Raw genomic sequence first — 18,988 nt, forward strand, 5'->3', positions numbered from 1 at the left:
CCGCCGATGCCGGTACCGTCATGGTCATGACAGCACAGGCCGCCGATCCGGGCTCCGCCCCCGCGCAGACGATCGGACTCGAGTCGCTCGCCATCTACATCGCTCTGGCCACCGGTGCCGTCGGCGCGATCGTCGGGATCGTGGTGGGGTTCATCCCGAACCTCCCGCTGTTCGGCGATCTGTCGTTCGGCTCCATCGCCGCGCTGGCGGCGGGCGTCGTCGCGGCCGCAGCGTCGGGTGTCGCCTACTGGCGCGTCCGCGCGATGCCCGGCCAGGAGTGGCGCCTCGCCCTCTCGCCCTTCGTCTTCAGCGTCAACGCGGTGGGAGTCGTGCTGGTGCACTCCGTGCTCGCCGTGCTGTCGGTGCTCGCGGCCTTCCTGGTGCTCGGCCGCGGCTTCATCGGCCTGACGGTGGTGCCGTTCTGGTCGATCACCCTGATGGCCGTCGTGCTCGGGCTCACGGCGTACGTCGTCTACCTCTCGGCCTCCCGCCTCACGACCCTGCGCATGTCGTCGCTGCTGATGGGCTTCGTGACGATCGGCACGCTCACGGCGATGGTGACCACGCCCGATCCGGACTGGTGGAAGATCCACTTCAGCCACCTCGGCACGTTCTGGAGCCTGTCGAGCCTGACGTTCAACGGCACTCTCGTCGCCGGGGGACTCCTCGTCACCGCCTTCGCCGTCTACGTCGCCAACGACATGCGTCCCCTCGTCCCCGCCGGCCGTCTCGAGCGGGCGAACAGCCCGAAGACGGTCGCCACGCTCTTCGTCGTGATGGGGATCATGCTCGCCGGAGTCGGACTCGTGCCGGTCAATGTGAGCCTGCTCATCCACAACCTGTCGGCCTCCGGCATGGCCGTCATGTACCTCGTGCTGCTCATCGGAGGGCCGTGGATCCTCCGGGGGATGCCGCGCGCCTACTTCCTCGCGAGCTGGGTGTTCCTGGGCTCGCTCCTGGCATCCCTCGTGCTGTTCATCACCGGGTTCTTCGGACTCACGGCGTTCGAGATCATCGTGTTCGCCCTGATCTTCGGCTGGATCTCGGTGTTCATCCGCTTCCTCGGGGTGGCGGGCCAGAATGCCTCCGCCACGGCATCCTCCGTCGTCAGCTGATGCGGCGGCGGTAGACGACCATCGCGATCGCGTAGGCGACCACGAGGATGCCGACGCACCAGGCCAGCGCGACCCAGAGCTCGGGACCGACCGGCTGACCGGCGAACACCGACCGGATCGAGTCGACGATCGACGTCACCGGCTGGTTCTCGGCGAACCATGCCACCGGGGCCGGCATCGTGTCGGTCGGCGCGAAGGCCGAGCTGACGAACGGCAGGAAGATGAGCGGGTAGGAGAACGCGCTCGCGCCGTCGACGGTCTTGGCGGCGAGACCCGCGATCACGGCGACCCACGTGAGCGCCAGGGTGAACAGGATCAGCATGCCGGCGACGGCGAGCCAGTCCCCCACGCTCGCGCCCGTGCGGAACCCGAGGAGCAGCGCGACGCCCACGACGATGACGAGGGAGGCGACGTTCGCTGCGAGCGACGTGAGCACATGGGCCCACAGCGCGCTCGACCGTGCGATCGGCATCGACTGGAAGCGCTCGAAGATTCCTCCCTGCAGGTCGGAGAACAGACGGTAGGCGGTGTACGCGATGCCCGATGCGATCGTGATGAGCAGGATGCCGGGCAGCATGTAGTCGATGTACGAGGTCGTGCCCGTGTCGATCGCGCCGCCGAAGACGAACACGAACAGAGCCATGATCGCGACCGGGGTGACGGCGGTCGTGATGATCGTGTCGGGGCTGCGGAGGATGTGGCGCAGCGATCGTCCGGTGAGGACGGCGGTGTCGCCGAAGAAGTGCGCGGTCATGTCGTTCGTCCTCACTTGTCCGTTCCGTCGCCGACGATCGCGAGGAACACGTCCTCGAGACTCGGCTGCTTCTCGACGTACTCGACCTCGACCGGGGGCAGGAGCTCCTTCAGCTCGGCCAGCGTGCCGTTCGCGATGATCGTGCCCTCGTGGAGGATCGCGATGCGATCGGCGAGGTGCTCGGCCTCATCGAGGTACTGCGTGGTGAGGAGGACCGTCGTTCCGCGACCCGCGAGCTCCTTCACGGCCTTCCACACCTCGATGCGCGCCTGCGGGTCGAGGCCCGTCGTGGGCTCGTCGAGGAAGATCACCGGCGGGTCTCCGATGAGGCTCATCGCGATGTCGAGCCGCCGGCGCATGCCTCCGGAGTAGGTGCCGGCGCGTCGACCGCCCGCCTCGACGAGCCCGAAGCGCGCGAGCAGGTCGTCGGCGATGGCGCCGGGGTTCTTCAGGTGGCGCAGCCGCGCCACGAGCACGAGGTTCTCCCGTCCGCTGAGGATCTCGTCGACGGCGGCGAACTGCCCCGTGAGGCTGATCGACTCGCGCACGTCCTGCGCCTGTGCCGCGACGTCGAATCCGTGCACCACGGCGGTCCCGGCATCCGCCTTCAGGAGTGTGGCGAGGATGCGCACGACCGTCGTCTTGCCGGCGCCGTTCGACCCGAGGAGGGCGAAGATGCGCCCGCGGTCGACCTCGAAGTCGACCCCGCGCAGCACATGCAGGTCGGAGAACGACTTCTCCAGGCCCGCCACGCGGATGGCGGCGTCGCCGCTCACGCGGACTCACCCCGTTCGGCGTCGTCGATCGCCTTGGCGAGGCGGGCGCGCTCCTTGTCGATCCACTGCGCACCCGTGTACGCACGCGCGAACTCCTCGGCGAACTCCACCGGGTCGGCGCCCACGATGTCGCGCACCGGCGTGCCGTCGGCGGCGGCGCGCTCCCACAGCTCGACGAGGTCGCCCTGCATCTGCACGAGAGTGGCGCCGTCGACGACACCGCCCGAGTACATCAGGTAGCGCTGCACGGCCTTCGCCGCACCGACGTACGGCACCGGCAGAGCCTCGAGCCTGCGCTGGTACTCCTTGTACCGCTTCTTCTCCTCGAGCGATCCGGTCAGGAACTCGATCCACTTCGCGGCCATGTCACTTGCCTCCTTCGTGGAGCTGTTCCAGGCGTTCGGCGAGGAAGCTCCACGTTCCCCAGAACTCGGTGAGGTAGTCGGCGCCGTGCGCGTTGACGGTGTAGACCTTGCGCGGTGGGCCCTTCTCGGACGGCACCCGCTCCACGTCGACGAGACCGCGCTGCTCGATCCGCACCAGCAGGGCGTAGACGGTGCCCTCGGCGATCTCGGCGAACCCCTGCTCGCGCAGCCACGCCGTGATCTCGTAGCCGTAGGCCGGCCGACGCGACAGGACGGCCAGCACGATGCCCTCGAGAACTCCCTTGAGCATCTCGGTCTGCTGCTTGCCCATCGACGCCTCCTCGCTACTCAGTGTCGTTGACTACCACTAGACGGTAACACTAAGTACCGGTAGTCAGCAACACTGAGGACCGCTGAAGGTCAGACGGAGACGTACTCCTTCTCGACGAGGGTGAGCACGTCGTACGTCGCGACCGTCTCGTCGTTCTGGTTCCGGATGACGGCATCCCACCGCACCTCGCCGTACTCGTCGGTCTCACGCGGCGTGATCTGCTTCGCGGTGAGAGTCACGCGGATCGAGTCGCCCGGCGACACCGGTGTGACGAAGCGGAGGTTCTCGAGTCCGTAGTTGGCCAGCACGGGCCCGGGCTCGGGGTCGACGAAGAGCCCGGCCGCCCACGACACGAGGAGGTACCCGTGAGCCACTCGGCCCGGGAAGAACGGGTTGGCGGATGCCGCGGCCTCGTCCATGTGCGCGTAGAAGGTGTCGCCGGTGAAGTGCGCGAACATCTCGATGTCGTCGAGCGACACCTCCCGCGACGCCGAGGCGATCTGGTCGCCGAGGGCGAGTTCGGCGAGGGACTTGCGGAAGGGATGCCGGTCGCGCCGCGACGGGGCGCCCTCGTGCCACACGCCCGTGAGCGCTGTGAGCATCTCCGGAGAGCCCTGCACGGCGGTGCGCTGCATGTGGTGCAGCACCGCCCGGATGCCGCCGAGCTCCTCCCCGCCGCCGGCCCGCCCCGGTCCGCCGTGTACGAGGTGCGGCACCGGAGCGCCGTGACCCGTCGACGTGCGCGCGTTCGCGCGGCTGAGGAAGAGCACCCGCCCGTTGAACGCGGCGATGCGGGTCATGAGCTCGGTCGCGACATCCGGGTCGTTCGTCGCGACGCTCGTGACGAGCGAGCCGCCTCCGAGATCGACGAGATCGGCGGCCTCGGAGAGGGTGTCGTAGCCGACGATGCTCGACACCGGACCGAAGGCCTCGATCTCATGCACGGCGGGGGTCGTGGCCGCGTCGAAGGCGACGAGGATCGGCGCGATGAACGCTCCCTCCGGAGCCTCCCCCCGCGTGCCGTCGGCGCGCACGACCTCGGGGGCATCCGTGGATCCGACGACGATCCTGCCGCCGGCGGCCTGGAGCGCCGCGACCTGGCGCAGCACGTCGTCGCGCTGGTCGAGGGAGACGACCGGGCCCATCGTGACCCCCGCGGCATGCGGGTCGCCGATGACGACGCGGTCCGCGACGGCGGTGCGCAGCGCCTCGATGACGGCGGGGACGGATGCCGAGGGAACGATCGCCCGCCGGATGGCCGTGCACTTCTGCCCGGCCTTCGTGGTCATCTCGACGAGCAGCTGCTTCACGTATGCGTCGAACTCGGGTGTGCCCTCGGTGGCGTCGGGGCCGAGGACGGACGCGTTGATCGAGTCGGTCTCGCTCGTGAACCTCACCCCCGCGGAGGCGCGGGAACGCAGCTTCTCGGCGGTGGAGGCGCTCCCGGTGAATCCGACGAGGTCGCCCAGCCCGAGGTGGTCGAACAGATCGGGGACGCCGCCGCTGACCAGCTGCAGCGAGCCGTCGGGCAGCAGACCCGAATCCACGAGGATGCGCACCCAGGCTTCGGCGATGTACGCCGTCGGCGTCGCGGGCTTCACGACGGTCGGCACACCGGCGAGGAACGCGGGTGCGAACTTCTCCAGCGATCCCCACATCGGGAAGTTGAAGGCGTTGATCTGAACGGCGACCCCGGGGAGGCGCGTGAAGATATGCCGTCCGAGGAATGTGCCGTCCTTCGAGAGCGGCTCGGGGGGCCCGTCGACGTACACCCGACTGTTCGGGAGTTCGCGCCGACCCTTCGACGAGTAGGTGAACAGCACGCCGATGCCGCCGTCGATGTCGCTGAAGGAATCGCGCACCGTGGATCCCGACCGCTGGGACAGGTCGTACAGCTCCTCCTTGCGCTCCGTGAGGGCGACCGCGAACTGCTTGAGCAGCACGGCGCGCTGGTGGAACGTGAGAGCCCCGAGGCTCGACTGACCCTCCGTGCGGGCGTAGTCGAGGACGGCGCCGAGATCGAGGCCGTCCGCGCTCACCCGCGTGACGACCTCGCCGGTGGAGGCGTCGCGGACCTCCGCCGCGGCGGCTGAGCCTGCCGCAGGGTCGTGCGACGGAGTCCACCACGATCCCCGGACGTAGCTCGGCAGGATTCCCGCCCCTGTGGTCGCGATCGTCACGGTGTGCTCCATTCGTAGAATCCGCGGCCCGTCTTGCGGCCGAGGTGGCCCTGCGCGACGAGCGTGCGCAGGAGCTGCGGGGGCGCGAACCGCTCGCCGAGCGCCGCATGCAGCTCCTCGGCGATGCCCAGCCGCACATCCAGCCCGACCAGGTCGGTCGTGCGCAGCGGCCCGACGGGATGCCGGTAGCCGAGTTCCATCGCGGCGTCGATGTCGGCGGCCGACGCGACGCCCTCCTCCAGCATCCGGATCGCCTCCAGACCCAGCGCGACGCCCAGGCGACTCGACGCGAAGCCCGGAGAGTCGCGGACGACGACGGCGGTCTTGCCGATCGCCGCGACCCAGCCGCGCGCGGCCTCGACCACGGCGTCGTCGGTGGAGGCGCCGACGACGATCTCGACGAGAGCCGACGCGGGCACGGGGTTGAAGAAGTGCAGACCGACGAACCGCTCCGGGCGCTGCAGTCCGGCCGCCAGGTCGTCGATCGAGATCGACGACGTGTTCGAGGCGAGGACGGCTCCGGGGCGCTGCGCCGCCTCCACGCGGGCGAGCGCGTCGGCCTTGAGCGCACGATCCTCCGGCACCGCCTCGATCACGAGCTCGCAGGCGGCGAAGGCCGCGATCTCGGTGCTCGTCGTGAACGCGTCGCCGCGCTCGATCCAGCCGGGCGGCGCGTCGCCGCGTTCGATCGAGCGGGCGATGATGCCGCGGACGCGGACGGCCGCGGCATCCGCCGACGACGCGTCGCGCTCGACGACGGTGACGTGGGCACCGGCGAGGAGGAAGGCGTGCGCGATCCCCGCCCCCATCCTGCCTCCGCCGAGGACGCCGACCCGGGCGGGAGCGCGGCCGCTCACGTCCGCCTCCTCTCGAGGAACTCGGTCATGCGCCGCGCCTTCTCGGGGCTTTCGAAGAGCTCGGCCTGCAGCTCCAGGTCGATGCCCGGATGCCGGTCGGCGGGCGCGAGCAGCGCTGACTTCGTGTGGCGGGTCGCGAGGGGATCGTTCGCCGCGATCCGGTCGGCGATCGCGTGCGCGGCCGGCAGGAGGTCGTCCGGGGCGTGCAGCGACGACACCAGACCCCACTCGAGTGCGTCCGCGCCGGTGAGGATGCGGCCGGTCAGCAGGAGCTCGCTCGCCCGAGCGTGCCCGACGATCTCGGGCAGACGCCAGGTCGCACCGGCCGCGGCGATGATCCCGAGGCCGGTCTCGGGATTGCCGATGCGCGCCGCGGGAGTGGCGACGCGGATGTCGGCCGCGTACGCGAGCTCGGCTCCCCCGCCCAGCGCCCACCCGTCGATCGCCGCGATCACAGGCATCGGCAGTGCGCGCACGCGCCGGAAGACCGTCGTGTTGATGCCCCGGCGCGCGTCGTCGGCCCGCCGCTCGCGCAGCTGCGCGATGTCGGCGCCCGACGCGAAGATCCCGCCGGCACCGGTGAGGATCAGCGTGCGGGGCGCGACTTCGAGCCGTGCGCACAGGAGGTGGAGGGCATCCACCATCTCCTGGTCGATCGCGTTGCGGGTGCTCGGTCGATCGAGAACGGCGACCGCACGGTCGGGCAGCCAGTCGATGCGGAGCACGGATGCCTCAGCCATCGACCCGCTCCAGGATCATCGCGGTGCCCTGGCCGACGCCGACGCACATCGTGGCCAGCCCGTAGCGCGCGTCCTCCCGCTCCATGCGACCGAGCAGCGTCACCACGATGCGACATCCGCTCGACCCGAGAGGATGCCCGAGCGCGATGGCGCCTCCGTCGGCGTTCACGATGCCGGGGTCGAGACCGAGGCGCCGCATCGAGGCCAGGGCCTGCGACGCGAAGGCCTCGTTGAGCTCGACGGCGCCGATGTCGGCAATCGCGAGCCCGGCCTTCGCGAGGGCCTTCTCGGACGCCGGCACAGGACCGAGCCCCATGATCTCCGGCGCGAGCGCCGCCGACGCCGACGCGACGATCCGGGCGCGCGCGACGAGGCCCAGGCGCGCGACGGCCTCGGCTCCGGCGACGACGACGGCCGACGCCCCGTCGTTCAGCGAGCTCGCATTGCCCGCCGTCACCACCGACCCGCCCGCGACGACGGGGCGCAGGCGAGCGAGGGCCGGGAGCGACGTGTCGCGGCGAGGACCCTCGTCGACGTCGACCGTGCCCCGCGCCGTGGTGACGGGAACGATCTCTGCGGCGAACCGGCCGGCGTCGATCGCCGCGACCGCACGCTCGTGGCTGCGCAGCGCGAACGCATCGGCGTCCTCCCGCGAGATGCCGTCGAGGCGGGCGACCTCCTCCGCCGTCTCGGGCATCGACAGCGTCGCCTTCTCGCGCGCGGAGAGGCGCGGGTTGGCGAATCGCCAGCCGATCGACGTGTCGAACGCCTCGCCGGGAGGCGCCCAGGCCCGCGCGGGCTTGGCCTGCACCCACGGCGCGCGCGTCATCGACTCGACACCGCCGGCGACCACGATGTCGGCGTCGCCGGCGCGGATCATCTGCGCGGCGAGGGCGATCGCCGACATCCCCGACGCGCACAGGCGGTTGACGGTGAGTCCCGGGATGTGGTCGGGGAGCCCCGCGAGCAGCACCGCCATGCGGGCGACGTTGCGGTTGTCCTCGCCCGCCTGATTCGCCGCGCCGAGCACGACTTCGTCGATCTCGTCGTGCGGCACGCCCGCGCGGGCGACCGCCTCAGCGACCACGAGGGCGGCGAGGTCGTCGGGGCGGATGCCGGCGAGCGCTCCGCCGTAGCGCCCGACGGGCGTGCGCACGCCTCCGATCAGATACGCCTCAGACATCGTCATCCAATTTCCTTACCGATCGTTCAGAAATCATCGCAGAATCACGAGGCAGACGCAAAGGACGACGGCGGGTCGATGTCAGACTGGGCACGTGACGACTGCCGACCCCGAGCCCGCCCGACGGCGCGGACGCCCCGGTTACGACCGGGATGCCGTGCTGGCCGTCGCTGTGGCGCTCTTCAACGAGCAGGGCTACGACGCCACCTCGGTCGCCGATCTCGCGGCCCGCCTCGGACTGACGAAGTCGGCGATGTACCACCACTTCTCCTCGAAGGAGCAGCTGCTGGAGATGGCGCTCGACGAGGCGCTCGACGGCCTCGAAGGCGTGCTCGCCCGCCCGGAGGCCCTCACCGGGCCGCCCTCCGAGCGCCTCCGCTTCGTGCTCCGGGCGGCCGTCGAGGTGCTGCTCGACCGCCTCCCCTACGTGACCCTGCTGCTGCGCGTGCGCGGCAACAGCGACGTCGAGCGGGCGGCGCTCGCACGCCGTCGGGCTTTCGATCACGCGGTCGCCGCGCTCGTGCGCGAAGCGCAGGCGAGCGGGTCGGTGCGGGCCGACGTCGACAGCGGCATCGTCACCCGCCTGATCTTCGGCATGCTGAACTCGACGACCGAGTGGTACCGCCCGACCGGCCCCGCCGACCGTGATGCGCTTGCGCACGACATCCTCACCGTCGCCTTCGACGGGATCAGCCCGCGCTGAGCCCGCGGCCGAACCGCGGAGCGCGCTTCTCCTGGAACGCCGCGAAGCCCTCGCGGTAATCGTCGGTGTCGCACAGGGCCACTTGGGCCGCGTTCTCCGCTTCGATCGACGCCCACAGCCCGAGCCGCTCGTCGCGCAGCCTCCGCACGAGGTCCTTGCTCGCGAGGAACGCCCGGGTGGCGCCGCGGGCCGCGTTCTCGGCCACGGCGACCGTGGCGGCCTCGACCTCGCCTTCGGGGAGCACCTGCGAGAAGAGGCCGGACTGCACCGCCTCGGCGCCCGACATGAGGCGTCCGGTGTAGACGAGGTCGAGGGTCTTGTGCGCTCCGAGCCTCTCGAAGAAGAGCGCATGCCCGCCCGAGTCGAGGGTGGCGCCGAGCGCCGCGAACGGCGAGCCGATCTTCGCGGTCTCGGCGACGTAGACCACGTCCGTGGCGATGAGGAGGCCGAGTCCCACCCCGAGGCACGCGCCGTGGGCGGCGGCGAACGTCGGCGCCGGGAAGCGCGACATCCGCTGCAGGAGCGGAGCGACCAGCCCGTCGAGGTATCCCGAGACGTCGTCGTCGCGGGGGTCGACGCGCGAGATGTCGCGGCCCGCGCAGAACGCCCGGCCCGCACCGCGGAGCACCAGCGCACGCGCACCGGCCGCCTCGGCCTCGGTGTACGCCGCGTCGAGGTCGCGCAGCGCCTGCTCGTCGAGTGCGTTCAGCTGGGCGGGATTGTCGAGCACGATGTGCGCGACGGCGTCGTCGATGCGCAGATCGATCACGGAGAACCTCTCAGACGTCGTAGTCGACCGCGACGCGATCGCTCGTGGGATGGGACTGGCACGTCAGCACGTAGCCGCGGTCGAGCTCATCGGGTTCGAGCGCGTAGTTCTCGGTCATGGTGACCGAGCCGACGAGCAGGCGCGCACGGCAGGTGCCGCACACCCCGCCGGCGCACGCGAACGGCACGTCGGGTCGCACCCGCAGCGCCGCGCTGAGGATCGACTCGTTCGCGCTCACCGGGCTCTCGATCGTCGACGACTGCCCGTCGAGTGTCACCTCGATCGTGCGGACGGGCTCATCGGCCCGCACGATCACCGGGCGACCGGCATCCGTCTCGTCGCGGCCGGGCTCGCCGGTCGTGAACAGCTCGTACCGCACGTGCGCGCGGTCGACGCCGATGTCGTCGAGGGTGTCGCGGCACAGCTGCAAGAGATCGAACGGACCGCACAGGAACCACTCGTCGACCGTCTCGGGGAGCACGAGCGCGTCGAGGATGCGGCGCAGCCGGTGGTCGTCGATGCGCCCGGACAGCAGAGGCGCCGACCGCTGCTCCCGCGAGAGCACGTGGTGCAGCGCGAGCCGCGTCGGATAGCGGTCCTTCAGGTCGGCGAGGTCCTCGAGGAACATCACGTCGGTCGTGGCCCGGTTCGTGTAGACCAGGGTGAACCGGGATGTCTCGGACCGTGCCAGCACCGTGGAGGCCAGGGCCATGACCGGCGTGATCCCGGAGCCCGCGGCGACGGCCGCCACGTGGGCGCCGTCGAGGTCGGGGAGCATCGAGGTGAACCCGCCCTGAGGGCTCATGACGTCGAGCTCGTCGCCGGGGCGGAGATCGGTCTGCGCCCACGTCGAGAACCGCCCGCCCTGATCGCGCTTGATCGCGACGCTGACCGTTCGGACCCCGGCCGCTGCGCCTGAGCTCGTCGACGGGGCCCGGCACAGCGAGTAGGAGCGGCGCACCTCGCGACCGTCGATGTGCGCACGGAGGGCGACGTGCTGGCCGGCGAGGTAGTCGAACTCGCCCGCGAGCTCTGGCGGCACGGCGAACGTGACCTCGACGGACGACTCCGTCAGCGGTCTGACCTCGGAGACGCGGAGCGTGTGGAAGCGTGCGCGGCGGCGCATCAGTGCACCTTGAAGTGGTCGAAGGGCTCGAGGCAGGCCCGGCACTCGAAGAGCGCCTTGCACGACGTCGATCCGAAGCGCGACACCTCGCGGGTGTCGAGCGATCCGCACTGCGGGCAGCGCACGGCGAGCGCGAGACGGATCGGCCCCCGTACGGCCGCGCGGCCGGTCGGGGGGGCGATGCCGTACGCCTCGAGCTTGCGCTTGCCCGCCTCCGACATCCAGTCCGTCGTCCAGGCCGGCGAGAGTGTGAGCCTGACTTCGACGTCGCCGAATCCGGCGGCGGTGAGGGCGAGGACGAGGTCGTCGCGGATCGTGTCCATCGCGGGGCAGCCCGAGTAGGTCGGCGTGATCGTCACCACGACGCGGTCGCCGTCGGCGTCGACGCGGCGGAGCACCCCGAGGTCGTCGATCGTGAGCACGGGCACTTCGGGGTCGAGGACGGATGCCGCGACCTCCCGCGCGCGCTCGGCCGTCACCATGTCGCCCCCGGGTGCTGGCGGGCGAGCACCTGCATCTCGGCCAGGAGGTAGCCGAGGGTCGGGAAGTGCTCCCCGCGTCGACCTCCCCCCGAGGACACGAACCCGCGGGGGACGTCGATCTCGGCCTCCGCGAAGACCGCCGCGATCACGGCGTCGAACGCCGGACGGAGCTCGGACGGGCGCGGCGCGATGCCGGTGCGGGCGAGCCGCTCGGTGAGCTCCTCGTCGCGGAACAGCTCGTCGACGTACGGCCAGACGTCGCCGACGGCGCGGATCATGCGCCGGCGCGACTCGTCCGTTCCGCCCGCGAGGCGCAGGGTCCACTGAACCGCGTGATCTCGGTGGTAGTCGACCTCCTTCACGGCCTTGGCGGCGATGGCGGCGAGCGTCGCATCCGTCGAGCGCTGGAGAGCCGCGTACAGCTCGAAGAGGTACACGGATGCCGCGAGCTGCCGGGCGATCGTCCGGGCGAAGTCGCCGTTGGGCTGCTCGAAGAGCCAGGCGCTGCGGAACGCCGGCTCGTCGCGCCAGTACGCCAGGTCGTCCTCGGAGCGTCCGTCGAACGTGCCGGAGTAGTGCAGGAGCGAGCGGGCGTGCCCCAGCAGGTCGAGGGCGATGTTGCCGAGGGCGACGTCCTCCTCGAGCTCGGGTGCGCGGGCGATCCACGCGCCGAGCTGCTGCGCGAGGATGAGCGCATCGTCTCCGAGCCAGCGCGCGTACTCGGCGACGTCGGCGGAGGCCGCCGCGCCGGCAGACCCCGTGAGCTCCTCCGACAGGATGCGCTCGTCGACGGTGACGTCGCCGTGAGCGTCGGGCACCGGAGCCGGTCGGGAGGTCACAGGTGCGGCACCCCCTCGGACGCGGTGTAGTACACCGCGTGCCGGTAGTTCTTCCCGGCGGGCGACTCGAAGAACGCGCCCTTCGAGTCGGGATCGCTCGTCGTGATGGCATCGGCGGGAACGACCCACAGCGACGTGCCCTCGCCGCGGCGGGTGTACAGGTCGCGGGCATTGCGGAGGGCGAACTCCGCGTCCGGCGCGTGCAGCGAACCGGCGTGCACGTGCGACAGACCGCGGTTCGCGCGCACGAACACCTCCCACAGCGGCCAGGTCTCGCGGTCGGATCCTCCGGGGGTCGCCATCACGCCACCGCCGTCTCGACGAGCGCGGAGACGGATGCGGCCACGGCCTGCTTGCGCGCGTACTCGGCCGCGGCCTCGCGCACCCACGCGCCCTCCTCGTGGGCGTCGCGCCGGTGCTGCAGCCGCACCGCGTTGAGCGGACCGCGCCCGGCGAGCACCTCGTGGAATTCGGTCCAGTCGATCTCGCTCATGCGCCACTCCCCCGTCGCCTCGTCCCAGCGCAGCTCGGGATCGGGGAGGGTGACGCCGAGGATCTCGGCCTGGGGAACCAGCATCCCGATGAAGCGCTGTCGCAGCTCGTCGTTGGAGAAGCGCTTGATCTTCCACGCCATCGACTGCGCCGAGTTGGGCGAGGAGTCGTCCGGGGGACCGAACATCATGAGCGACGGCCAGTACCAGCGGTCCACCGCATCCTGCGCCATCTCGCGCTGCGCAGGGGTCCCCTGCATGAGCGACAGCAGGATCTCGAAGCCCTGCCGCTGGTGGAACGACTCCTCCTTGCACACCCGCACCATCGCGCGACCGTACGGTCCGTAGGACGCGCGGCACAGGGGCACCTGGTTGCAGATGGCGGCGCCGTCGACGAGCCAGCCGATCGCTCCCATGTCGGCCCACGTGGGGGTGGGGTAGTTGAAGATCGACGAGTACTTCGCCTTGCCGTCGATCAGCTGCTGCGTCATCTCGTCGCGGGTGATGCCGAGGGTCTGCGCGGCGGAGTAGAGGTAGAGGCCGTGGCCCGCCTCGTCCTGCACCTTCGCCATGAGGATGGCCTTGCGCTTGAGGCTCGGCGCCCGCGTGATCCAGTTGCCCTCCGGCTGCATGCCGATGATCTCGGAGTGCGCGTGCTGCGAGATCTGACGGATCAGGGTCTTGCGGTAGGCCTCCGGCATCCAGTCGCGCGGCTCGATGCGCTGATCGGCGTCGATGAGCGCATCGAACTCCGCCTGCTCGTCGTGCGGCTCGAGATCGGGGATCATCGTCGACTCCTCTTTACAGAACGTTCGTTCAGTAACGATAATCGAGGGATGTCGATCGAGCAAGAGAGCGCCAATGCTGCAGCAGCGGCCGAGGCTCGCCCGATGATGCGGCGTGACCGTGCGTCGGCGATGCTCGGCATGGTGGTGCAGCGCGACGAGCCCGGGCGGGCCGTCGTGTCGATGTCGGTGCGAGCCGACATGACGAACGGCTTCGGCCTCACCCACGGCGGGCTGGTGTTCGCCCTCGCCGACACCGCGTTCGCGATCGCCTGCAACGACGACGACTTCGTCACGGTGGCCGCCGGCGCCGAGATCGCGTTCCTCCGGCCGACGCGCGAGGGACAGCGGCTGACGGCGGATGCCCGCCGCCGGTCGGTCGCGGGCCGCACGGGCGTGTACGACGTGACGGTGACGGATGACTCCGGCGAGGTCGTCGCAGAGTTCCGCGGCCGGTCGCACACCACCCGGGAGCGATTCGCCTGACGCGTCAGCCGGACGTGCGGCGCGGGCGCGGCGCGTGGGGCGGCGGCACTTCCTTCGCCGCGATGACGGCGCCCCGCGGAATCCGCTCGACGCCGCGCACGCCGTCGACCACGATCGTGTCGTCATCCGCGCTGAGCAGCTCGCCCAAGGCATCCGTCGCCTGCCCCGACGGCAGGAGGTAGCGCACCACGACCCGGTGGCCGGGTGCGGGCAGGTTCACCATGCGCCGGGGGCGTAGTCCTTGAGGAAGACGCCGAAGAGGTCTTCGCCGGCCTCTCCGCGCACGATCGGGTCGTACACCCGGGCGGCGCCGTCGACGAGGTCGAGCGGAGCGTGGAAGCCCTCTTCGGCCAGGCGCACCTTGGTGTGGTGCGGGCGCTCGTCGGTGATCCAGCCGGTGTCGACGCTCGTCATGAGGATGCCGTCGGACTCGAACATCTCGCGCGCGCTCGTGCGCGTGAGCATGTTGACGGCGGCCTTGGCCATGTTGGTGTGCGGATGCCCCGGACCCTTGTAGCCGCGGTTGAAGACGCCCTCCATCGCCGACACGTTCACGATGTACGTGCGCCGTGCGGGGCTCGCGGCCATCGACGGCCGGAGCTTGGAGATGAGCAGGAAGGGCGCCGTGGTGTTGGCGAGCTGCACCTCGAGCATCTCGAGGGGATCCACCTCCTCGACCTTCTGCGTCCACGAGTTGATGTGGTCCTCGTCGGGGATGAGCCCACCCGCGTCGATCGCCGTTCCGGCGGCGAGGCGCTCGAGCGAGCTGGAGCCCGCCGCCATCGCCTGCTCGGTGAGCTCGTCGGCCCGCGATGCCGCTGCGGCGAGGATCGGGTGCGCCGACACGGAGCGCTCGAGCGCCTGCGGATGCTGGTCGTTCGTGTGACCGAACGTCACGAGCTCGGGGAGCCGGCCGTTCGGCAGCGGCGCGAGCTCGGCGTCGACGAGCGGCTGGTACGCGCCCTTGGAGCGCCGCACGGTCTGGGTGGCGTTGTTGATCAGGATGTCGAGCGGCCCCGCCGCGGCGACGTCCTCCGCGAGCCCGATCACCTGGGCGGGATCGCGCAGGTCGATGCCGACGACCTTGAGCCGGTCGATCCACTCCGGAGAATCGGGCAGGCTCGTGAAGCGGCGGACGGCGTCGCGCGGGAAGCGGGTCGTGATCGTCGTGTGGGCGCCGTCGCGCAGGAGGCGCAGCGCGATGTACATGCCGATCTTCGCGCGGCCGCCGGTGAGCAGCGCGCGCTTGCCGGTCAGATCGGTGCGGGCGTCGCGCTTCGCGTGACTCATCGCCGCGCAGCTCGGGCAGAGCTGGTGGTAGAACGCGTCCACGAGCGTGTACGGCTGCTTGCAGATGTAGCAGGCGCGGGCCTTCAGCAGCGTGCCGGCGGTCGGCGCCGTCGTTGCGGTGCTGATCGGGATGCCGCGCGTCTCGTCGTCGATGCGATCGGGTGCGCCCGTCGCCGTGGCCGCCACGACCTCGCGGTCGGCCTGGGCGATCGCTTCGCGGATCTCACGGCGGCGCACCCGCTTGACCGCCTTGAACATCGCAGCCGTCGCGCGGCGGACGGCGACGAAGTCGGGGTGCGTCTCGTCGAGACCCGCCATGCTCTTCAGCACCCGCAGAGTGGCTTCCAGGTCGGCCGGATCGATGCCGCTCGGGGGCAGGTCGGGCGTGGATGCGGTCTCGTCGGGCACACGCGATTCTACGTCGCGCGGCCTGTCCGTTCGCACCGAGGTCAGTGCGTTCGGTCGGAGAATCCTCGGACGTTCGGAGTATTCAGGGGGATTCGTCCGAATCTCGCGCGATTCTCCGACCGGGGGCGGGAGCGGACCACCTGTTAGCGTGCGACGGTGACCTCCTCCGACGCCGCTCCCCGCCGCATCCACGTGTCCGCCGCCGTGATCCACGACGCCGACGGACGCCTGCTGCTCGTGCGCAAGGCCGGAACGAGCGCCTTCATGCAGCCCGGCGGCAAGCCGGAACCGGGTGAGAGCGGCGCGGAGACCTTGAGCCGCGAACTCGAGGAGGAGCTCGGCATCCGGATCGCGCCGGCCGACATGCGGCCGCTCGGGGAGTTCACGGCGTCCGCGGCGAACGAGCCCGGATTCCTCGTCGTGGCCGACGTGTTCGCCGTCGACATCGCCGATCAGACCCCCCGGATCGCGGCCGAGATCGCCGAGCTGCGGTGGATCACGCGGGCCGACGCCGACGACCTCGAGGTGGCGCCGCTGGCGCGGGAGAACTTCCTCCCGCGCTGAGCGCGCCCGGGGGTTCGGGCCGTCGACCCCGGAACTGCTTACGGTCCGCGGACGAATCCGCCGGCGCGCCCGATGCCGCCGGACACGAGGCGTACCCTGAGGGCGTGAGCACGGATGTGTCGCGCGTCGTCGCCAACGACGACCTCGTCGATCGGCGCGTGCTCGTCGTCGACGACGACCCGACCGTCGCGGAGGTCGTGGCGGACTACTTGAAGGCGGCCGGATTCGTGGTCGACGTGGTCGCCGACGGGTTCGCGGCCATCGACGCGGCGGCTCGGATCTCGCCCGACCTCATCGTGCTGGATCGGATGCTCCCCGGCATCGACGGCGTCGAGGCCTGTCGCCGCATCCGCCTGCACTCCTCCACGCCGATCATCCTGCTCACAGCGCTCGGCGCCGAGGAGGACCGCATCCGCGGCCTGGAGGCGGGCGCCGACGACTACCTCAGCAAGCCCTTCTCCCCGCGCGAGCTCGTGCTGCGCGTGCAGTCGATCCTGCGCCGCTCGGTGACCGAGTTCGCTCCGGAGTCGGTCCTGCGGCGCGGCCCGTTCCAGATCGACCCGTCAGCGCGGGTGGCGCGCCTGCACGGGCGCGAACTCGCGCTCACCGTGCGCGAGTTCGATCTGCTCGTGTTCTTCGTGCGTCATCCGCGACGCGCGTTCAGCCGCGAGGAGCTCCTGCCCGCCGTCTGGGGGTGGACCCACGGCGACCCCTCCACCGTGACGGTGCACGTGCGGCGGCTGCGCGAGAAGATCGAGTCCGACCCGACGCATCCCGCCCTCCTCACGACCGTGTGGGGTGTCGGCTACCGCCTCGACATCGAGGAGCGCGCCGATGAGCTGGCCTGAGATCCTGCAGGTCGCCGGGCTGTCGCTCGCGATCACGATCGTCATCGGCGGCGCAGCGGCCGTCGCCCTCGTGCTGCTCCGGCACGCGTCGCTCGTGCTGCAGATCTGCGTCCTGTTCGTCGGCTCGGTCCTGTCGGTCGTGGCGAGCATGGTCGGGGCGTCGTGGCTCATGTACCTCTCGCCGCACGACCTCACGGTGGCCGTGAACGCGGCCGTCATCTCCGGCCTCGTCTCGCTCGCCCTGTTCGTCGGCCTCGGCACCGTCGTCGTGCGGAACGCGGGTGCGCTCTCGCGCGCCGCCCAGCGGATCGGCGCCGGCGAGACGGTCGATGCCGTCGCGGCCGGCTCCAGCGCGGAGTTCGCCGCGCTCGCTCGCGACCTCGTCACCACGAGCGCGAACCTGGCGGAGGCGCGCGAGCGGCAGCGCCTGGCCGAGGAGTCGCGCCGCGAACTCGTCGCCTGGATCGCCCACGATCTGCGTACGCCGATGGCCGGGATCATGTCGATGGCGGAAGCCCTCGAAGACGACGTCGCCTCCGACCCTGCGCGCTATCACCGGCAGATGCGCGAGCAGATCACACGGCTGTCGGCGATGGTCGACGACCTGTTCGAGCTGTCCAAGATCGACTCCGGGACACTCCGGCTCTCGCTCGAGCCGGTGTCGCTCTACGATCTCGTGTCCGACACCGTCGCAGACCTGCGTCCGCTCTCGCAGGGTCGGGAGATCCGCATCGCCTCGCGGCCCGACAGCCAGGTCGTCGTGCAGGCCGATCCGCGAGAGCTCTCCCGCGCGGTCGCGAACCTGCTGCTCAACGCCCTCCAGCACACTCCCGAGGGGACCCCGATCACCGTCGCGGCGTCCGTCTCCGACGGCTTCGCGTCGGTGTCGGTGACCGATGCCGGGGGCGGGATCGATGAGGACGACCTCCCGCGCATCTTCGACCCGGGCTGGCGCGGCGCACCGGCCCGCACGCCGCAGGCGCTGGACCGCCCCGGGGCCACGCTGCTGTCGAGCGGGGCGGGCCTCGGACTCGCGATCGTGCAGGGGATCGCCGCTGCCCACGGCGGCGAGGTGACCGCGCACAACGTGGCGGACGGATGCCGGTTCGACCTCGTGCTGCCGACCCCCGCGGGCTGAACTCACCCGGGATCAGCGACCGCCGAGGATCTCCTCGAGCCGCTCGATCGGGTCGTACCATCCGGCATCCAGCACCCAGGTCTGCACCTGCTTGTCGAACCCCGTGATCACTCCGATGCCGACGAGCACGAAGATCACGCCGATCGTCTTGCGGAACCATCCCCGCGGATCGGCGAGCCAGCCCAGTCGGCGCACCAGCGTGCGACCGAGCAGGGCGATGAGCAGCAGCATCCCCGCGAGCCCGACGGCATAGGCGATGATCGCGAGCAGGCCTTCGACGAACGACACGGGCAGCACGGCCGCGACGATCAGGGCGTAGGTCGGACTGCAGCTGGAGAAGACGGGCCCCAGGGCGGCGCCGGTCAGGATGTCGCCGCTCACGCTCTGCCGGGCGACCGAGCGGTCGAGGAGCGCTCCGCTGCGGGACTGGAGGCGCAGGGCCGTGGACACGCGATCCCACAGCGCCGGGAAGATCAGATCGACACCGAGCATGACCAGGATGCCGCCCGAGACGATCTGCCACACCTGCGGCGGGATGCCCAGCAGCGCGGTGGTCGCCTTCAGCAGCAGCGTGAACACCACGACGCTCACGGCCAGGGAGCCGGCGATGACGAACGGCCGCCACCTCGCCCGCCGTTCGTCGCCGGTGCGGACGGCCGATCCGCCGACGATGACCGGCAGGAGCGGCAGCACGCACGGGGCGGCGACGGTCAGGATGCCGGCGGCCAGCGCGAGCCCGAGCATCGCGATCATGAGGG

At 71.0% G+C, this 18,988-nt stretch carries 23 protein-coding genes; 6 read left to right on the forward strand and 17 right to left on the reverse strand.

Features of this window, described 5'->3' with window-relative positions; translation table 11 throughout:
* The first annotated feature begins 26 nt into the window (after positions 1-26).
* Complete coding sequence (locus tag B0B14_RS09795) at positions 27-1,115, forward strand: hypothetical protein (protein WP_256714348.1); 1,089 nt, start codon at positions 27-29, stop codon at positions 1,113-1,115.
* Here the strand turns inward: B0B14_RS09795 and B0B14_RS09800 are convergent.
* From B0B14_RS09800 to B0B14_RS09835, 8 genes are all read right to left on the reverse strand, one after another.
* Positions 1,108-1,869, reverse strand: coding sequence for an ABC transporter permease (locus tag B0B14_RS09800; protein WP_076682595.1), 762 nt, complete (start codon positions 1,867-1,869; stop codon positions 1,108-1,110). The two genes, B0B14_RS09795 and B0B14_RS09800, sit on opposite strands and share 8 nt — an antisense overlap.
* A gap of 11 nt (positions 1,870-1,880) precedes the next feature.
* Positions 1,881-2,645: an ABC transporter ATP-binding protein gene (locus tag B0B14_RS09805; protein ID WP_076681408.1), complete on the reverse strand. Its 765-nt coding sequence runs from the start codon at positions 2,643-2,645 to the stop codon at positions 1,881-1,883.
* Complete coding sequence (locus tag B0B14_RS09810) at positions 2,642-3,010, reverse strand: DUF1048 domain-containing protein (RefSeq protein ID WP_076681409.1); 369 nt, start codon at positions 3,008-3,010, stop codon at positions 2,642-2,644. Before B0B14_RS09810 ends, B0B14_RS09805 begins: the two co-directional genes overlap by 4 nt.
* 1 nt (position 3,011) lies before the next feature.
* Positions 3,012-3,341 carry a PadR family transcriptional regulator gene (locus B0B14_RS09815; protein ID WP_076681410.1) on the reverse strand — a complete coding sequence of 110 codons (330 nt, stop codon included), beginning with the start codon at positions 3,339-3,341 and terminating at the stop codon, positions 3,012-3,014.
* An 89-nt stretch (positions 3,342-3,430) separates the two neighbouring features.
* The gene (gene paaZ / locus B0B14_RS09820) at positions 3,431-5,533 is read right to left on the reverse strand and encodes a phenylacetic acid degradation bifunctional protein PaaZ (RefSeq protein ID WP_076681411.1); all 2,103 of its coding nucleotides are present in this window, start codon (positions 5,531-5,533) and stop codon (positions 3,431-3,433) included.
* Entirely contained in the window at positions 5,518-6,378 is an 861-nt protein-coding gene (locus B0B14_RS09825) for a 3-hydroxyacyl-CoA dehydrogenase family protein (protein WP_076681412.1), read from the reverse strand. Before B0B14_RS09825 ends, paaZ begins: the two co-directional genes overlap by 16 nt.
* On the reverse strand, positions 6,375-7,118 hold the full coding sequence (locus B0B14_RS09830; protein ID WP_076681413.1) for an enoyl-CoA hydratase/isomerase family protein: 744 nt from the start codon (positions 7,116-7,118) through the stop codon (positions 6,375-6,377). The genes B0B14_RS09825 and B0B14_RS09830 overlap by 4 nt, the downstream gene beginning before the upstream one ends.
* Entirely contained in the window at positions 7,111-8,301 is a 1,191-nt protein-coding gene (locus B0B14_RS09835; protein WP_076682597.1) for a thiolase family protein, read from the reverse strand. Before B0B14_RS09835 ends, B0B14_RS09830 begins: the two co-directional genes overlap by 8 nt.
* Before the next feature lie 94 nt (positions 8,302-8,395).
* On the opposite strand from B0B14_RS09835, the gene B0B14_RS09840 reads away from it, so the two are divergent.
* The gene (locus tag B0B14_RS09840) at positions 8,396-9,004 is read left to right on the forward strand and encodes a TetR/AcrR family transcriptional regulator (RefSeq protein ID WP_076681414.1); all 609 of its coding nucleotides are present in this window, start codon (positions 8,396-8,398) and stop codon (positions 9,002-9,004) included.
* Here the strand turns inward: B0B14_RS09840 and B0B14_RS09845 are convergent.
* From B0B14_RS09845 to paaA, 6 genes are read right to left on the reverse strand one after another with little or no spacing between them, the layout of a single operon-like run.
* Positions 8,991-9,773, reverse strand: coding sequence for an enoyl-CoA hydratase/isomerase family protein (locus B0B14_RS09845; RefSeq protein ID WP_076681415.1), 783 nt, complete (start codon positions 9,771-9,773; stop codon positions 8,991-8,993). The genes B0B14_RS09840 and B0B14_RS09845 overlap by 14 nt on opposite strands.
* Before the next feature lie 10 nt (positions 9,774-9,783).
* On the reverse strand, positions 9,784-10,899 hold the full coding sequence (paaE, locus tag B0B14_RS09850; protein WP_076681416.1) for a 1,2-phenylacetyl-CoA epoxidase subunit PaaE: 1,116 nt from the start codon (positions 10,897-10,899) through the stop codon (positions 9,784-9,786).
* Positions 10,899-11,381 (reverse strand): 1,2-phenylacetyl-CoA epoxidase subunit PaaD, encoded by a 483-nt coding sequence (paaD, locus tag B0B14_RS09855; RefSeq protein WP_076681417.1) that lies wholly within the window; start codon positions 11,379-11,381, stop codon positions 10,899-10,901. The genes paaE and paaD overlap by 1 nt, the downstream gene beginning before the upstream one ends.
* Positions 11,375-12,220 (reverse strand): 1,2-phenylacetyl-CoA epoxidase subunit PaaC, encoded by an 846-nt coding sequence (gene paaC, locus B0B14_RS09860; RefSeq protein ID WP_076681418.1) that lies wholly within the window; start codon positions 12,218-12,220, stop codon positions 11,375-11,377. The genes paaD and paaC overlap by 7 nt, the downstream gene beginning before the upstream one ends.
* Positions 12,217-12,522 carry a 1,2-phenylacetyl-CoA epoxidase subunit PaaB gene (gene paaB / locus B0B14_RS09865; protein WP_076681419.1) on the reverse strand — a complete coding sequence of 102 codons (306 nt, stop codon included), beginning with the start codon at positions 12,520-12,522 and terminating at the stop codon, positions 12,217-12,219. The genes paaC and paaB overlap by 4 nt, the downstream gene beginning before the upstream one ends.
* Entirely contained in the window at positions 12,522-13,499 is a 978-nt protein-coding gene (gene paaA / locus B0B14_RS09870; protein WP_076681420.1) for a 1,2-phenylacetyl-CoA epoxidase subunit PaaA, read from the reverse strand. Before paaA ends, paaB begins: the two co-directional genes overlap by 1 nt.
* 48 nt (positions 13,500-13,547) lie before the next feature.
* Between paaA and paaI the strand changes: the two genes are divergently transcribed.
* Entirely contained in the window at positions 13,548-13,982 is a 435-nt protein-coding gene (paaI, locus tag B0B14_RS09875; RefSeq protein ID WP_076681421.1) for a hydroxyphenylacetyl-CoA thioesterase PaaI, read from the forward strand.
* A 4-nt stretch (positions 13,983-13,986) separates the two neighbouring features.
* Here paaI and B0B14_RS09880 read toward each other — a convergent pair whose 3' ends face one another.
* Positions 13,987-14,205, reverse strand: a complete 219-nt coding sequence (locus B0B14_RS09880) for a putative acetyltransferase (RefSeq protein ID WP_083710527.1) — start codon at positions 14,203-14,205, stop codon at positions 13,987-13,989.
* Positions 14,199-15,680: an SDR family oxidoreductase gene (locus tag B0B14_RS09885; RefSeq protein WP_076681422.1), complete on the reverse strand. Its 1,482-nt coding sequence runs from the start codon at positions 15,678-15,680 to the stop codon at positions 14,199-14,201. Before B0B14_RS09885 ends, B0B14_RS09880 begins: the two co-directional genes overlap by 7 nt.
* 156 nt (positions 15,681-15,836) lie before the next feature.
* Here B0B14_RS09885 and B0B14_RS09890 point away from each other — a divergent pair, with 156 nt between their 5' ends.
* The 3 genes from B0B14_RS09890 (at position 15,837) to B0B14_RS09900 (ending at position 18,230) form a co-directional block, all read left to right on the forward strand.
* On the forward strand, positions 15,837-16,244 hold the full coding sequence (locus B0B14_RS09890) for an NUDIX hydrolase (protein ID WP_076681423.1): 408 nt from the start codon (positions 15,837-15,839) through the stop codon (positions 16,242-16,244).
* Positions 16,245-16,348: 104 nt separating this feature from the next.
* The gene (locus tag B0B14_RS09895; RefSeq protein ID WP_076681424.1) at positions 16,349-17,092 is read left to right on the forward strand and encodes a response regulator transcription factor; all 744 of its coding nucleotides are present in this window, start codon (positions 16,349-16,351) and stop codon (positions 17,090-17,092) included.
* Positions 17,079-18,230: a sensor histidine kinase gene (locus B0B14_RS09900; RefSeq protein WP_076681425.1), complete on the forward strand. Its 1,152-nt coding sequence runs from the start codon at positions 17,079-17,081 to the stop codon at positions 18,228-18,230. Before B0B14_RS09895 ends, B0B14_RS09900 begins: the two co-directional genes overlap by 14 nt.
* Positions 18,231-18,242: 12 nt before the next feature.
* On the opposite strand, the gene B0B14_RS09905 is transcribed toward B0B14_RS09900, so the two are convergent.
* Positions 18,243-18,983, reverse strand: a complete 741-nt coding sequence (locus B0B14_RS09905) for a cytochrome c biogenesis CcdA family protein (RefSeq protein ID WP_076681426.1) — start codon at positions 18,981-18,983, stop codon at positions 18,243-18,245.
* Positions 18,984-18,988 lie beyond the last annotated feature (5 nt).

The organism is Microbacterium sp. RU33B (assembly GCF_900155915.1).
In the GTDB taxonomy this organism is placed as follows: Bacteria; Actinomycetota; Actinomycetes; order Actinomycetales; family Microbacteriaceae; genus Microbacterium.